The sequence below is a fragment of the Capsulimonas sp. genome (genome assembly GCF_039929585.1).
GTDB lineage: Bacteria > Armatimonadota > Armatimonadia > Armatimonadales > Capsulimonadaceae > Capsulimonas.
In genome coordinates this window covers 1-14,937 of the sequence record NZ_JBDSQY010000231.1, presented here as the reverse complement: position 1 = coordinate 14,937, position 14,937 = coordinate 1, and the positions used below count along the sequence as shown (strand labels likewise).

Below are 14,937 nucleotides of genomic sequence, written 5' to 3'. Positions count from 1 at the left end.
CCCAGAATTGGGAGAAGGGGCTGGGGGATGAGGGCCTCCGAATCTTAATCCTTCGCCCAGAACATCGCGCCGGGCTTTTCGGTGACGATGGCGGCTTCCAGGGTCTCGACGGCCTTCTTGATGCCTTCAGCCGTGGACATCATGCTGTCTTCATGCTCGATGGACAGGACGCCATCGTAGCCGACCATCAGGAGGTTGGAGACGAACTCTTTCCACCAGAACGTGTCGTGGCCATAGCCGACCGAACGGAAGACCCAGGAGCGGGCGGCGATGTCGCCGTAGGACTTGACGTCCAGATTGCCGTTGATCCCTGAGTTGATCGGATCGATCCGGGTGTCCTTGGCGTGCACGTGGAAGATCGCGCCAGCGGCGCCGAGGTTTCGGATGGCGGCGAGCGGATCGATACCCTGCCACCAGAGGTGCGATGGGTCGAAGTTCGCACCGATCTGATCGCCGGCCGCGTTGCGCAGCTTCAGGATCGTTTCGGGGTTGTAGACGACAAAGCCCGGATGCGCCTCAATGGCGAACTTGACATTGTGCGCTTTCAAGAAACGATTTTGGGCCTTCCAGTAAGGAATGACCTTCTTCTTCCACTGCCAATCTAAGATCTCGCGGAACTCGTCCGGCCAGGCGGCGGTGACCCAGTTCGGATACTTTGCGCGCGAGTTATCGCCGGGGCAGCCCGAGAAGCCGTTGACGACGCTGAGATCTAATTTCTCCGCCAGCAGGACGGCGTTGACGAACGCCTGATGGTGATCGTCGGCGATCGCCTTGTCCGGGTGCAGTGGGTTGCCGTGAACCGAAAGCGAGTCGAGTGTCAGCCCGCGATCTTGGATGAGTTTCATCAGCTTTTTGCGCGCGCCGGCGTCCGAAATCAGTTTCTCCACGCCCCCTACGCTATCGAGGTGGTGTGAGCCAGGATAGGCGCCCGCGCCTATCTCCACCGCTTTGATGCCAGCGGCGGCGATGATGTCCAGCGCTTCTTCGAGCGGCCGGTCCTGAAACAGGGCGGTAAAGATTCCAATCTTCATGCGATATAGGACTCCTGCGGATGAAATTCGTGTGATTTAACGTTACTTTAAAGTTTTCGCGGGCTTATTTTAGCAGATGCGCGATTCCTTGTCCAGTCTTGCGCCCGAAACAACTGGCGGACATACCTGTAATTTCGACACCGTGGGAACTTTTGCCTTCCTGCCGTGCGCCTCGTGGTAGAATACAACTGTCTCGAATTTGCTTAGGACGACTCATACGCTCTTGCTCACTCACTTCCAATCCGGACACGCCTCGCCCATTCTCCGCGCATTCACGCGGCTGATGGCCTTTGTCTGTCTCTGGATGGGGACGGTGAGCGTCGCGCATCATACCGATGGACTGCGCGTCGCGGGCGCCTCACACAGCGTTTCGTCGTCCATTGAGGCGCTGACGCCACAGGCGCCCGACACCCCTTGTGTCGCTTGCGAGTGGCTGCTCAGCCTTATGCCCCATCTGGCGGTGGGCGCCCAAGTCACGCTGACCCCAGCGTCGCGCCTCGCATTCGCCGCTCCCGCCGTTCGCTGCACCCCTCGCCTCACTTCGCGCGGCGTTCGCCTGCGCGGTCCGCCTTCCTTCCTGGACGTTTCCGCAGTCGGTTAACTTTGATTTTTGCGGCCTTCTTGCGCCTGGCGTGAAGATGCCCCCCGGCCCCCACTAGGGGAGCAATCCATATTATCCAATACGTGACGACGATTATTCTTTGACACGCCCACGATTCTATGGTCTACACCCCCTGTGGGGGCCGGGGGGCATCCTCGCCGCGATAATCAACGTCAACCCTCTGCCTCGCCACGTCCACGCCTGTCCCAATTCACCCAACACGCCTTTTGACCTTATAGAGAAATAATAGTATGCGACGCACTCACGCACGCCGATGGGTGGTGGCGGCTGCCCTTTTGGCCGCCCTGCCTTGCCCGGCTCCCTGCGCCACACCGTCCGGCTCAGACGCCGCCGGCCCAAACGACGACATTTTTGACCCGAAACGCGCCCCCGTCATTGTGGTAAAAGTCACGGCGACTAAGCGCGCCGCCGTCCCGAAACAAACGGGCAGCACGACGACGATTACTTCGACCAGCATTGAGAATAAGGCGAACTCCAGCAGCTTCAGCAGTATTATCGCGAGCAGTGTCGCCGGCGCTGTCGAATCGTCGAGCGGCGAACTGCATATTCGGGGATCGCACGGTCAGTACACGTATTATCTGGACGGCGCGCCGCTTCCGTCGTCGGTCTCGGGATCGTTCACCGATCTGATCAACCCGAAAAATATTGAGACGCTCAAAGTCTATACGGGCGGCTTTCCCAGTTACTACGGCGGTAACCTCGCGGCGGTGTTCGCCGTGAACGCCAAGGCCGGCCGCCCCGGTCATCCGACAGGGCTGTTCCAGCAGATCATCCAGGGATACGAGACCTATGAGACGATCGGGCAGACCAGCGGCGGGGTGGGGCGGCTCTCGTACTTCCTATCGGGCATCCATAGCTCGACGGACCGGCGGCTGGATCCGGTGACGCAGACGCCGCTTCACGACGCCGGAGACAGCTCGGTCGTGTTCGGCAAGTTCGACTATCAGGCTGGCCGAAACGACAAGCTGACAATCGACACGGCGCACACTGACTCCGAGCTTCAAATCCCCAATGAGGAAGACCGGCAGGCGCTCGGGCAAAACGACCGCCAGGTGGAGAACGGGACATTCGCCAACCTCATCTGGAAGCATGACGACGCCCGGCAAAGCCTTCTCATGGCGTTCTACAGCCACTCGTCACAGCTTCGTTATAATGGCGACCCCGTGCACGATCTCCTGGCGTCCGCAGATAACCCCGATGTGTCGGGACTTGTTTCCACGTTCGAAAACCAAAAGGCGAACTATGCGGGCCTGCGGACGGATTACAGCGTCCGTGTGAGCAAGCGTCACACCATCGGTGTTGGGTTCGATGGGCAGACTGTCACGGGTACGGAGCAGTTCAAAATCCTCTCGGGAAATGGCGACGCGCCGGTCACGGACAATCACAACATCGGCGGCAACGATCAGTCGGCGTACTTACAGGACGACTGGACGCCGGGGCGCTGGCAGATCAACTTCGGCGCCCGCTACGATGTGCATAAGGCGATCATCGAAAGTTCGCAGCTTTCACCGCGCCTGAACATGACCTACGCCGCCGGACCGCACGATCACTTCCATGCTTACTATGACCGTCTCTTCCAGCCGACGGCCTTTGAAGACGTACGCCAGCTCAGCGGCTCGACCGCAATCGGCGATACCGTCGTCACGTCCATCAAGCCCGAACGCGACGATTTCTACGAAGTCGGCTACCAGCACGATCATTCGGGCGTCACGACCACACTCAGCGCCTACTACAAGACGGCCAAAGACGTGGTGGACGACACCGCGCTCGGCAGCACGCAGATCACAGTGCCGTTCAACGTCGAAAAAGGATATGTCCGGGGGCTTGAATTCTCCCTCGATGGTCCCATCTCCCACACGCTCTCAGGATATGTGAACTATGCGCGCTCCTGGGCGAAGAACGCCGGCGCGATCACCGGCGGCGTTTTCTCCAGCGATATCGCCCCCGGCTACTTCTACGCCGACCACGATCAGACGGACACCGGCGCGGTCGGTCTTTCTTACACACATGGAAAGATTGGCGCGAATATCGATGGCGAGTATGGCTCCGGCCTTCCCTACGGCTCGGATGACGCCGGGAACGTCAACTTCCTGCGCGTTCCCTCGCACTTCATTTTCAACGGCGGTTTTAGCGTTCGATCCGGCCACAGCGAGATCGAAGCCACCGTCATCAACCTGCTCAATCAGGCTTATGTCATCAAGCAAGCCGGCGCATTCTCGGGACGGGAATGGGGCCAGGGGCGCACTTTCGGCGTGAAGCTCACGCAAACCTTTTAGGAGATTGATCGATCCATGAACAGCTTTCTGACTTATATGCACCAGGGCGGAGTGATGATGTACCCGCTCATCCTCTGCGCCATTGTCGCCATCGGCATCATTTTAGAGCGGATGATCGCCTTCCGAAAGGCTTCCGCCGTCGACCCGGAAGTGCTGCTTGACGACGTGCGCGACGCGACGAAATCGGGCGACTACGCCGCCGCCATTCGTCATATGGAAACCTTCAAGACGCCGCTCGCCCGGATCATGATCAGCGGCCTGCGCAACGCCGACCGCAGCCCGGAAGCGATGGAGATCGCCATGGCGCATGAAGCCGCCAGCGAACTTCCCGCCCTGGAAAACTATCTGCTCGGCCTCAAGACGATTATCACCATTGCGCCGCTGCTCGGCCTGCTCGGTACGATCGCCGGAATGATCTCCTCGTTCAAACAGGTTGCCGCCGGCGGGCTTTCGTCGCCGACCGCCGTCATGTCCGGCGTTTCCGAGTCGCTGATCTCCACCGCAACGGGCATCGTTGTCGCGACGGCGGCCGTCATTTTCTACAACTACTTCAGCAATTTGATCAAGCGTTTCGTTGAAGATCTGGAGTATTACGGCGATGAGCTGACCAACCTAGTGACCGATCGTGTGGTGCACTCATGATGAAGATCCGCGCCCGCCGCCAGCCCGAAGAGGCGGAAATCATCATCATCCCGATGATCGACACCATGATGTTCCTGCTCATGTTCTTCATCGTGGCCAGTCTCGCACTGGCCGTGCAAAACGGTCTGCCCGTCAACCTGCCCAAAGCCAGCACCGGCGTTCAGCACTCCGCGCAAAACGTCACGCTGACGCTGGATCAGGCCGGGAATTTGCACCTAAACACCAAAGCGATCGCCGTGGCCGACGAGACCACTGAATTGAAAACACTCGGTGTGACCGATAGCACGCTGGTCATTATCAACGCCGATGGCCGCGTCTCGCACGGCATGGTGACATCGGTGATGGACAACGCGCGCAAGGCGGGAGTCGAGCGGTTCGCGATCGCGACGCAGTAACAAAAGGAGCCACGCGCCATGCGTCGCCGAAAAAAAGAGAAGCCGCTGCTGCCGAAAATGATCGGTATCGCCGTCGTGATTGTCGCCGCTCTGCTGCCGCTGCTCTCCAAGCTGGGCGCGTTCAAGCCGATGCACGGTCATCGATACGACAACGTCACGCTGGTGAAGCTACCGCCGGTTCCGAAAAAGCCGGAGGTGAAGAAAGCCGCGCCGAAGAAGAAAGTCGCCGCGAAGCCGCATCCTGCCGGACACACGGCGTCGCACGCGGCGCCGAGCCATACGGCGCGCGACACGCGCAATCTGCCCAAGGTCGTCGCCTCGGCCGCCGCGCCTGGCGCGGGAAGCGATAACGGGATTTCGAATGACGGGACGGGACAGGTCGGTCAGGTTCCCCAGGCGCCCGCGCCTCCCAAGGAACCCGTAACGCCTGCGCCTGAGCCATCGCCGCCGTCTGCGCCCGAAACAGCGCCCGCGCCGCCTCCGGTCACGCCCCCGCCTGCGCCGCCGCCCGCAGCGCTCACTCCGCCGCCCGCGCCAAAGGTCGAGCCGGCGACCGTCGTGTCCAAGACGGAGCCGATCATTCCGGACGACCTGCGCGACGCGGATCTCAGCGCCCAGTTTCGAGCGCTCTTTACCGTCCATTCAGACGGCACGGCGTCGGTCAAAACATTGGAATCGACGGGAAACGATCGTTTGGACGCACTGGCGCTGGACGCCGCGAAGCGCTGGAAATTTCAGCCCGCGCGACGGGATGGTGCGCCCTTGGAGAGCTACTTACGGCTGACGGTGGAGTTTGTTGTGAGTTGATTCGGCCCCACAATCCTGCTCTTCGGGATAGGTTTTCTCATGCATACGTCCGCCCTCATTGCACCGGCCATAAATGACCGGCCTGGACCTGCAAGGACGGTGAACCGCCCTGACAATCGAACGCAGGGTTTTATCAGACCCCTTCAGGGGGCTCCCTCGCAGGCCGGTCATTTATGGCCGGTACGAAGAAGCGTAACGCGGGAGAGAAGAAAACCTACCCCGATGAGCAGGATTGGGTGGCCGAATCAACTCACAACAGCGTAAAGTTATCCGGCAGCAGCGCGGAGATCGGTTCGACGCAGACGTCGCCGCCCGCACAGGTGGAGACGATCATGATCGGGTTGTCGGCCTGGGAGAACTCGGAGATGACTTGGCGGCAGGCGCCGCAGGGTTTAGCGAGGCGGGCCGCCGTGGTGACGAGCGCGATGGCGACGATGTCCATGCGGCCGTCGGCGATGGCGTTGAAGATCGCCACGCGTTCGGCGCAGACGGTCAGGCCGAACGAGGCGTTCTCGATATTGCAGCCGCGATAGATCGTCCCATCGCTGAGCAGAACGGCGGCGCCGACCGGGAAGTTGGAGTAGGGAGCGTAGGCGGCTGCTTGCGCCTCGCGCGCGGCCGCGATGATCTCCCCCTGGAGGTCGTGGACGAGCGTGGCGTGGTCGATATCCGTTTGCAGCAAATCCGTCACCATCGTCGATTGTTCGCGCATCGGTTTCCCCTTATCTGATATTTTAACCTTCTACCACATTTCCATGGTAAATTACCGGGCGGCGAAGGCCAAATCAGCGGGGGATGCTCGCGACCGGGCGCAGATGCAGCAGAAACTCCTCGTTGCCATCGCCGCCGCGGATCGGGCTGGGCATCCGTCCCATCTCGGCGAGGCCGCACCCGTAGGCGGCGGCGACTACTCGCGCGAGCGCCTGCGTGCGCAGCTGAGGACTGCGCACGATGCCGCCCTTCCCGACCCGCTCGGCCCCGACTTCGAACTGTGGCTTGACGAGACAAACGATGTCGCCGTCCGGCGTCAGCAGAGGCGCAAGAGCGGGGAATGCGATGGTGAGCGAGATAAACGAGAGGTCCGCGACAATCAGTGCAAATGGCGTGGGGAACATGGCGGGCGTAAGATCGCGCACGTTCACACGCTCACGCAGGGTCACGCGCGGGTCTTCCCGCAGCTGCTGAACCATTTGATCGCGGCCGACGTCAATTGCGAATACGTGCGTGGCGCCATTTTGCAAAAGGCAATCGGTAAAGCCGCCGGTGGATGCGCCGGCGTCCAGGCACTGCTTGCCGGTCGGCGCGACATGGAACTTCTCCAGGGCGGCGGCAAGCTTCTGGCCGCCTCGGGAGACGAAGGGCAGCACCTCGCCCGTGATTTCGATCTCCGCCGTTTCTTCATTGACGGGTGCGCTCGCCTTCAGACCGAACTTGCCGTTGACACAGACCAATTGATTGTCGATCAGCGCCTCGGCCTCGGAGCGGCTGCGCGCGTGTCCGCGCTCCACCAGGACCTTGTCAAGACGCATTGGAGGTGGCGCCTTTCAAATGATCCGTGCTGTTCTGGTAGACGAGATGCGCGGGAACTTCAGCGGCGCCGCTTTCCAGGAGCGTCAGGGAACAGTTATCCGCCCACGGCGGATCGTCCGGAACCGGAGGAATGCGCAGGAACGCCTCGATCAAGCGGCCGACGACGTCCGAGTGCGAGACGATCAAGAGATGCTCGTCCGTGTCGCCGTACTCCGCCTGGAGGCTGTCCCGGACTTTGACGGCGCGGGCATAGACAATGTCGTCGTTCTCGAACTCCTGCGGCCACCAGATATCGTCGCAGCCGTTCACGGGGTCAACGTCCACGAAAGGATACTGCTTTCGGATTTCGGCCGGCGCCAGGCCGGGAAACTCTTTGTAAGCGGGATAATTGGCGGAAAAATATTCGCAGACCTCTGGATACAGATGCGCCCGCGCGTCGGCGCTCAGGCAATACGGAGCGATGGTCTGGAGAGTGCGCCGAAGAGGAGATACGTAGATGCGTCCGATGCCGAGCGTCTTCAGATGTTCGCCGGTCCGCTGCGCCTGCTCCTCGCCGAGCGGCGTGAGATCGCTGTCGAGGTTGTCGGTCAGTCCCGCGTTATTCTGGGATTGGCCGTGCCTTAAGAGAAAAAGCTTCATATTAGGCAGTATACCCGGAGGCCGAAAAAAGGCGCCCCGGAGCAGGGCGCCTTGAACTGCGAGCTTACTTGCCGGCGGTGGCTGTTCCGCGCATGATCGATTCGAGCTCCGCAGAGTTACGAATGACGATTTTGCGGCCGGAGAAGTCGATATGTCCCTGGCGCTTGAAATCGTTCAGGATCAATGTCGTGGTTTCCCGGGTGCTGCCGATCATGTTCGCCAGCTCTTGATGGGTGAATTTGGCCTTGATCAGTGTGCCGCCGCGACTGGTCTTGCTGCCGTACTCATCGTTCAATCGAAGCAGCAGCTTCGAAAGTCGCTTGGGCACTTCCAGGAAGACGAGATCGGCGACCGTTGCCTCCGCCTGTGAGCGGCGATCGGCGATCAGCTTCATCATCTCCATGGCGGCGGCGGGCGTCTCGTTCAGTGCAGCGATTATATCATTGCGACGGAATACACAGACCAGGGAATCTTCCAGCGTTTCCGCCATCAATTCGTAGGGCAGATTTTCCGCGAGTAAACCTGTTTCACCAAAGATTTGGCTGCCTTCGATCAGTCCCAGAGTGACCTCTCGGCCTTGCTCGGAGACACGGGACACTTTGACGCGGCCAGAACATAGCAAGAATAAAAAATCACCGGCTTGATCGGCGAAATGAATGACTTGACGCCGGCGGTATTGACGCTGTTCGGCAATGCGCTCCAGGCGTTTTTGCGTCTCCTCCGGCAATGCCGCGAGGACGGGCACTTGCATGAAATATGGTATTAATGGGCTCAATATTCTTTCCTTCTAGATTGCTCGTCAGGGTTAGAACGACGCGGTAAACAACACAGAGACTGCCTGCTTACGAACGAAGTATACCATACATACGTTAAGAGATCAAAGATTCATCCCATAAAATCAGGCGAATAGGAGAAAAACAGGTATATATTCGGTTAATATGTGCTAAAAAAGACGAAAAAACCGAAAGAAAGCGCTTTTATGGGGGCCAAACGTGGTCTGCGCCACAAATAATAGGCTTGTGCGGACAATAGGTCAAGGGGTATTTATTGGGGGCGTGAGCGGGGGGAGCGCTTACTGACGGGCGGTCCTAAAATCTCCTGCATCACAATGGCGGAGACGAGGCTGTTCGGGTCGCCAAGCGGCAGGGAGATCTTGGACGATCGGGCGGGGGCGATGGGAGCCGGCGCCGCGATTCGGGCAGTCGGACGAGGCGCTGGCTGTGGCCTTGGCTGCGGCGTGGGGGCTGGAGCCTGCGAAGGATAGGACGCGTAAGGCGGCGCGGGCGGAAGCGCGCCGTATGAAGCGGGCGGGCGACCATAAGGCGCTGGGTATGGAGGCGCCGGGGGCGCTGCTTGGCCGTATTGCTGGGGATACCCTGGGGCTTGTCCGTACTGCGGAAATCCGGGCGCCTGCCCATATTGCTGGGGGAATCCAGGCGCTTGTCCATACTGCTGCGCGATCGCGGGCGGCGGCGTGTACTGCGGCGGCATGTATTCCTGCGGCGCTGCGGGGGGCGGGTCGTACTGCTGCGGATATCCCCCCGCCTGCCCATACTGCTGCGTGGGAGCCGGTGTTTGGCCGTACTGCTGCGGCGCAGCGGGCGCTTGGCCGAATTGCGATGGCGCTCCGGTCTGCTGGCCGTAGAGGGGTGCGCTGGCCGATTGCTGGCCGAACTGCGGCGCCGTCGGCGATTGCTGGCCGAACTGTGGAGTTGTTTGCTTTTGCTGTCCGTAGACCGTGGCGGCGGGCGCTTGCGGCCGGCCGTATAGAGGACCCGCGCCGTCGATCGGAGGGGCAGGCGTGGCGGGGCGAGGCGTCTGGCCGTACCCAGGGGGCGGCGTCCCCTGAGTTTTGAAGCCCGACTGTTCTTTCACTGCGGACTTAAAGATCGCCGCAACGCCTTTGACGAGCCATATGATGACCGCAATGACAAAGACGATCGCTTCGTAATGCATCGCTTGACTCCTCGCCTGCCCCTGGTCCTCTCGACCTTACGACTGCGCGCCCGTGGACGCGGACGGCCCGCTCTCGGCGTCGCCGGCGGAGAGCTTGCTGATGCCGCTGCGCATATCGGTGTCCGCCTGGAGGTTACGCATGTTGTAGTAGTCCATCACGCCCATGCGTCCGGCGGCGAGCGCCTCGGCGATTGCGATCGGGATCTGCGCCTGGGCTTCCACGACTTTCGCCTGCATCTCCTGCGTGTACGCCTTCATTTCCTGCTCGCGCGCCACGGCCATGGAGCGCCGTTCCTCGGCCTTCGCCTGTGCGATCTTCTTGTCGGCTTCGGCCTGATCGGTTTGAAGGCGGGCGCCGATGTTCTGTCCGACGATCACGTCGGCGATGTCGATCGAAAGGATCTCGAACGCCGTGCCGGCGTCCAGCCCCTTCGCCAGGACTGTCTTGGAGATGCTGTCCGGACGCTCCATAACGTCCTTGTGCGTATCCGCCGAACCGATGGTGGTGACGATGCCTTCGCCGACGCGCGCCAGAACGGTCTGCTCGCCGGCGCCGCCGACGAACTGATCGATATTGGCCCGGAGGGTGATTCGGGCGAACGCCTTCATTTCGATGCCGTTTTTCGCGACGCCCGCGACGACCGGGGTCTCGATGACCTTCGGATCGACCGACATGCGAACCGCTTCCAATACGTTCCGGCCGGCGAGATCGATCGCGGCGGCCTTTTCAAACGACAGGGGGATCTGCGCGCGGTGCGCGCTGATCAAGGCGCTGACGACACGGTCGACATTGCCGCCGGCGAGATAGTGCGTTTCCAGTTGGTTGACATTGACCGGCACGCCCGCCTTCACGGCGGCGATCAGCGGGCTCACGACGCGGTCCTGCGGAACCTTGCGCAGCCGCATTCCGATGAGGCTGCCCGGGTTCACGCCTTCGACCCCCGCCGCGCGGGCGTTGATCCAGAGCGGCACTGGGACGAACTTGAGAAAGAGCGACAAGAGAACAAGGGCGACGATAAACACAACAGCCAGCACTACTAAGTCCATGTGGAACGCCTCCATGCGCGAATTCAATTCGTGATGTCTTTGAGTATACCAGGGGAGCGGTGATTACAGGCGCTTATTTTGACCGTGAGCGCCGGTTACCGCAGACGCGCATCGATATTATTGGATTGGACCGACATTTGAACGACTTCAAGGACATTGACGCCTTGAAGGTCCAGCGCGGCTGCTTTCTGAAACGACAGTGGGATATGAGCACGGTGAGCGCAGATCAAGGCGAGGATTACGCCTTTGACGCTGCCGCCGGCGAGATAGTGCGTCTCGAGTTGATGGACGTTCACATCGACGCCTGTTTTCACGGCCGCGATGAGTGGGTTCACAATCTGCGCCGGCGGAACTTTGCGCAGACGCATCCCGATCAAGGCCGCGAGGCTGACGTCCTCAATACCCGCCGCGCGGGCGGTGATCCATTGTCCCACGGCGAGAAATTTGAGAACCAGGATCACCGCCACGGGAACGAGGATCAGCAGCGCGATATGGGGCACATAGATGTACATCGTTTATTCCAGCGTGGCGATGAGCCGTGGCGTGAAGTTCAGGCGGTCGCAGGCGACGCAAAGGGCGCGCATGCCGCGCCATTCCTCGGGAGGCGTGGATTCGTTGCCGCCCAGATGCAGGTGTCCGTAGAGAATGGTGGAGACGCCGTGCGCCGCGAGCACTTCGGCGAAAGGGGGGATCGGCGGATAGTGGATCAGCGCAATTTTGACCTCACAGTCCTTGACGGCTTCCAGTCGTTTGTTCAGACGGTGGATCTCCCGCGCCACGATCTTATCGCTCTGCGCCTTCTCTTCCGGCGTGATGATCCCGTTGGGGAGCGCCCATCCGCGCGTTCCGGCGACGCCGATCTTGCCATCCTCGGAGATGAACGGCGTGTCGTGTAGACCGGGATAGTTCAGCGGCCGGTCCGAGTCCCACCAGTAATCGTGGTTCCCCTTGCAGAGCACTTTGATCCCGGGCAGCGCGCTCAGCCACGCAAGATCCATCTCGGCCTGCGGACGGCGCATCGCCCAGGACAGATCGCCCGGCATGAGCAGCAGGTCGTGTGGCTCGATCACCGCGTGGCAGTTCTTCGCGATCCGGGCTGGGTGATCGCGCCAGTGGTCCCCAAAAATATCCATCGGCTTGGGCTGCGCGAACGACAAGTGCGTGTCCGCGAGGCCCCAAATTCGTCGCATAAATGAGAGTATACCCTGTGTGGCGTTTCTGTTCATATTGACACGCCTGCGCTCCATCCGTATACTCACCCTGTGAGGAAATATCTATGTCAGCATCCACGGCTCCGCCGAAAGGCCCTCCAGTCGTGACGAATACCGACGGCGGTTCTCAGTCTGGCGGCGTGCAGCGCGCGGCGATGACGGTGGTGGCGTTTACGCTGCTGTCTCGGATCATCGGTATGGTCCGCGATATGGTGATCGCCTATCAATTCCCGGTCGGCGTAGACACGGACGCCTATGTGGCGGCCTTTAAGATCCCCGACCTGATGACTTACTTGATCGCCGGCGGCGCGCTCTCCTCGACCTTCATTCCCGTCTTTAGCGAGTATCTCAACAACAAGAACGAAAAGGGCGCCTGGAAGACCTTCTCCATCGTCGCGACCGTCACGTTGATCGTCGCCGCGTTATTCGTCGTCATGGCGGAGCTCTTTGCGCCGCAGCTTGTGGTGGCGCTGAACCCGGGATACCGTCATAGCCCGGAGCAGATCGCGCTGGCGGCGCATTTGACTCGGATCGTTGTACCGGCGCAGATCTTCTTTATGCTGGGTGGCCTCATGATGGGGACGCTGAACGCGCGCAAGCAGTTCTTGATCCCCGCGCTCGGCCCCAGCATTTATAATTTGGGGATTATTGCCGGGGCAATCGCCGCGCCGATCTTTGGTGGCGGAATTTCCAGTCTGATGTGGGGAGCGCTGGCGGGAGCCTTTGTCGGGAATTTCGCGCTCCAGGCGGTTTATGTCAAGCGCGCGGGCGCTCGCTATAAGCCCAGTCTTGCGGTGCTCCATCCCGGCGCCGTGAAGGTCTGGAAGATGATGCTGCCGATCCTGCTCGGCGTCTCCCTGCCGAATGTCGACCAGATCATCAACAGCTACTTCGCTTCCGAGCTGTCTCACGGCGCGCAGACGTCGATGCAGTTCGCCAACCGGATTATGCTGATCCCGATCGGCATCTTTGCGCAAGCCATGGGGATCGCAATCCTGCCGACGATGTCCGCGCAGGCGGCTGCGGGCAATCGCAAGGCGTTGCGGGCGACCCTCAACAACGCTTTGCGCACGATCCTTTTCCTGACCGTGCCGGCTTCCGCTCTGTTTTGTGTGCTTTCCGTACCGGTAGTCATGCTGCTGTTCCAGCACGGCAAGTTCGATGTGAGCGCGACGGAAGTGACGGCGACGGCGTTGCGGTATTACTCGATCGGCATCTTCGCCTGGTCCGCTCAAGCCGTTCTGACGCGCGCGTTCTACTCCATCCAGGATTCGCGTACGCCCGTGATTTCTGGGACGATCAACACCCTTGTCTTTATCGCGCTGAACTGGATGGTTATCCAGTTTCATGGCGGGGTCGCCGGATTGGCGTTGGCGACGAGTTTTGTGGCGACCGTGCACATGATTGTGCTGCTGATCGTGCTGTCCAAACGGCTGCACGGGCTGGGGCGGCGCGAACTGATCCTGAGCGTCTCGCGCACGCTGGCGGCGACGGCCGCGCTGCTGGTGACGGCGTGGGGATTGCGAATGGCGCTCGATGGCTTGTTCACAATTGTTCTTGTCCCGACGACTGTGTATTCGGCCACTGTCCTCGCCGTCGCTGGCGGCGCGGGGCTGGCGGCGTTTATTGTTGTGGCGCGGCTGCTGAAAATGCCGGAGCTGCAAGCGGGCATTGATATGGTAAAACGGCGCAAACGAGGGTAAAACAGAGTCATGGACCTTTTCGAGCGATTTAACAGCAAATTTGGGACCTGGTACGAGAATCTCTTCGGCGGAGACGCCGGCGGCCTTCGTCCCAAGGACGTCCTGCGCAAGATCATCGCCGCGATGGAGGAGAACCGCAAGGAAGGCCTCGACAGCAAAGTCTACGTCCCCAATAAGTTTATCCTGGAACTGGCCGTGGACGACTCCGAGGAGCGCGATTATCTTCTTTCGTTTCTGGATGAAGAGGAATTGGTCAGTGTTCTCCAGCGGTTCATGGCGCAGAACAGCTACCACGCGCGCGGCCCTCTGGACTTCACCATCCGCGAGATTCCCGCAGCGGAGCGCGAGCCGCGCCAGGAAAAAGTTCGCGTGAAGGTGCGTTTCGAAAAAGGCGATACAGCCCCCGTCGCTGCGGTCGCTCCCGTGTCCCGCGAGCCAGACTACGATCTGCCGACCGTCGCCGCTGTTTATGAGGACGACGAAGAAGGCACCGTGCCCGCCGTGGCGTGGGCCTCGCTGGCCGTGACCGACCCCGCCGGCCGCAAGCACCTGTTCAGCCTCACCAAACCCGTCACCACGATCGGACGCTCGCGCAACGCGGCCAATGATTTGGTGCTGAGCGATGACGGTCTGGTCTCCAAGGCGCACGCGCGTATCGAAAGAGAGCGGGATGGACGGTTTACGCTTTACGACCTCGCGAGCACCAACGGCGTAACGGTGAACGGCGCGCGGATGGTGGACAACCGCGCGCTGGCGCCCAGCGATGAGATCGTGATCGGAACGACGAAGCTGATCTTCCAGCAGGCGTCCCCCGCGCAGACCGCTTCTCCCGCTCCGCGAACGCCCGCCGCCGCCGCCAGACCGGCCGCCGCGCCGGCGGCGAAGCCCGTGGATGGGCCACGCCGGGCAAAGCTGGTCGCCGCGAACGGCGTCGAGCATCTTTTGGCGTCGGAGACGCTGATCGGCCGCGCCGTGACGGCGGACCTGATGATCGACGATCCTTCAGTCGCCACCCGCCACGCGCGCATCGTTTCTCCAGACCCCAGCACCTACTATCTGGAGGATCTGGAGAGCGCCC

General features: G+C 61.0%; 16 protein-coding genes. 7 read left to right on the top strand and 9 right to left on the bottom strand.

The genetic code is table 11. The features are described from left to right. Positions 1 to 44: 44 nt before the first annotated feature. Positions 45 to 1,031, bottom strand: a complete 987-nt coding sequence (locus ABIZ35_RS17420) for a sugar phosphate isomerase/epimerase (protein ID WP_348221183.1) — start codon at positions 1,029 to 1,031, stop codon at positions 45 to 47. 223 nt (positions 1,032 to 1,254) lie between these two features. Between ABIZ35_RS17420 and ABIZ35_RS17415 the strand changes: the two genes are divergently transcribed. From ABIZ35_RS17415 to ABIZ35_RS17395, 5 genes are all read left to right on the top strand, one after another. Next, entirely contained in the window at positions 1,255 to 1,632 is a 378-nt protein-coding gene (locus ABIZ35_RS17415) for a hypothetical protein (RefSeq protein ID WP_348221182.1), read from the top strand. Between the two features lie 251 nt (positions 1,633 to 1,883). Beyond that, positions 1,884 to 3,929: a TonB-dependent receptor gene (locus ABIZ35_RS17410; RefSeq protein ID WP_348221181.1), complete on the top strand. Its 2,046-nt coding sequence runs from the start codon at positions 1,884 to 1,886 to the stop codon at positions 3,927 to 3,929. A 15-nt stretch (positions 3,930 to 3,944) separates the two neighbouring features. After that, a complete protein-coding gene (locus ABIZ35_RS17405) occupies positions 3,945 to 4,571 on the top strand; it encodes a MotA/TolQ/ExbB proton channel family protein (RefSeq protein ID WP_348221180.1) in 627 nt (208 codons plus the stop codon). Beyond that, positions 4,568 to 4,966 (top strand): biopolymer transporter ExbD, encoded by a 399-nt coding sequence (locus tag ABIZ35_RS17400; RefSeq protein WP_348221179.1) that lies wholly within the window; start codon positions 4,568 to 4,570, stop codon positions 4,964 to 4,966. The genes ABIZ35_RS17405 and ABIZ35_RS17400 overlap by 4 nt, the downstream gene beginning before the upstream one ends. An 18-nt stretch (positions 4,967 to 4,984) precedes the next feature. Further along, positions 4,985 to 5,773: an energy transducer TonB gene (locus tag ABIZ35_RS17395; RefSeq protein ID WP_348221178.1), complete on the top strand. Its 789-nt coding sequence runs from the start codon at positions 4,985 to 4,987 to the stop codon at positions 5,771 to 5,773. A 250-nt stretch (positions 5,774 to 6,023) separates the two neighbouring features. On the opposite strand, the gene ABIZ35_RS17390 is transcribed toward ABIZ35_RS17395, so the two are convergent. The 8 genes from ABIZ35_RS17390 to ABIZ35_RS17355 form a co-directional block, all read right to left on the bottom strand. Continuing rightward, positions 6,024 to 6,485: a cytidine deaminase gene (locus ABIZ35_RS17390; RefSeq protein WP_348221177.1), complete on the bottom strand. Its 462-nt coding sequence runs from the start codon at positions 6,483 to 6,485 to the stop codon at positions 6,024 to 6,026. A gap of 73 nt (positions 6,486 to 6,558) precedes the next feature. Next, entirely contained in the window at positions 6,559 to 7,302 is a 744-nt protein-coding gene (locus ABIZ35_RS17385) for a TlyA family RNA methyltransferase (protein ID WP_348221176.1), read from the bottom strand. After that, a complete protein-coding gene (locus ABIZ35_RS17380) occupies positions 7,292 to 7,942 on the bottom strand; it encodes a histidine phosphatase family protein (RefSeq protein ID WP_348221175.1) in 651 nt (216 codons plus the stop codon). Before ABIZ35_RS17380 ends, ABIZ35_RS17385 begins: the two co-directional genes overlap by 11 nt. Positions 7,943 to 8,006: 64 nt before the next feature. Next, positions 8,007 to 8,693, bottom strand: coding sequence for a Crp/Fnr family transcriptional regulator (locus ABIZ35_RS17375; RefSeq protein ID WP_348221174.1), 687 nt, complete (start codon positions 8,691 to 8,693; stop codon positions 8,007 to 8,009). Between the two features lie 293 nt (positions 8,694 to 8,986). After that, positions 8,987 to 9,898, bottom strand: a complete 912-nt coding sequence (locus ABIZ35_RS17370; protein ID WP_348221173.1) for a hypothetical protein — start codon at positions 9,896 to 9,898, stop codon at positions 8,987 to 8,989. Between the two features lie 36 nt (positions 9,899 to 9,934). Next, positions 9,935 to 10,945, bottom strand: a complete 1,011-nt coding sequence (gene floA / locus ABIZ35_RS17365; RefSeq protein ID WP_348221172.1) for a flotillin-like protein FloA — start codon at positions 10,943 to 10,945, stop codon at positions 9,935 to 9,937. A 95-nt stretch (positions 10,946 to 11,040) separates the two neighbouring features. Next, complete coding sequence (locus ABIZ35_RS17360) at positions 11,041 to 11,457, bottom strand: flotillin-like FloA family protein (protein ID WP_348221171.1); 417 nt, start codon at positions 11,455 to 11,457, stop codon at positions 11,041 to 11,043. A 3-nt stretch (positions 11,458 to 11,460) separates the two neighbouring features. Further along, the gene (locus tag ABIZ35_RS17355) at positions 11,461 to 12,135 is read right to left on the bottom strand and encodes a metallophosphoesterase (RefSeq protein WP_348221170.1); all 675 of its coding nucleotides are present in this window, start codon (positions 12,133 to 12,135) and stop codon (positions 11,461 to 11,463) included. An 86-nt stretch (positions 12,136 to 12,221) separates the two neighbouring features. On the opposite strand from ABIZ35_RS17355, the gene murJ reads away from it, so the two are divergent. Beyond that, entirely contained in the window at positions 12,222 to 13,859 is a 1,638-nt protein-coding gene (gene murJ / locus ABIZ35_RS17350; protein ID WP_348221169.1) for a murein biosynthesis integral membrane protein MurJ, read from the top strand. 9 nt (positions 13,860 to 13,868) lie between these two features. Continuing rightward, positions 13,869 to 14,937: FhaA domain-containing protein (locus ABIZ35_RS17345; protein ID WP_348221168.1), on the top strand; the 1,069-nt coding region annotated here is incomplete at its 3' end.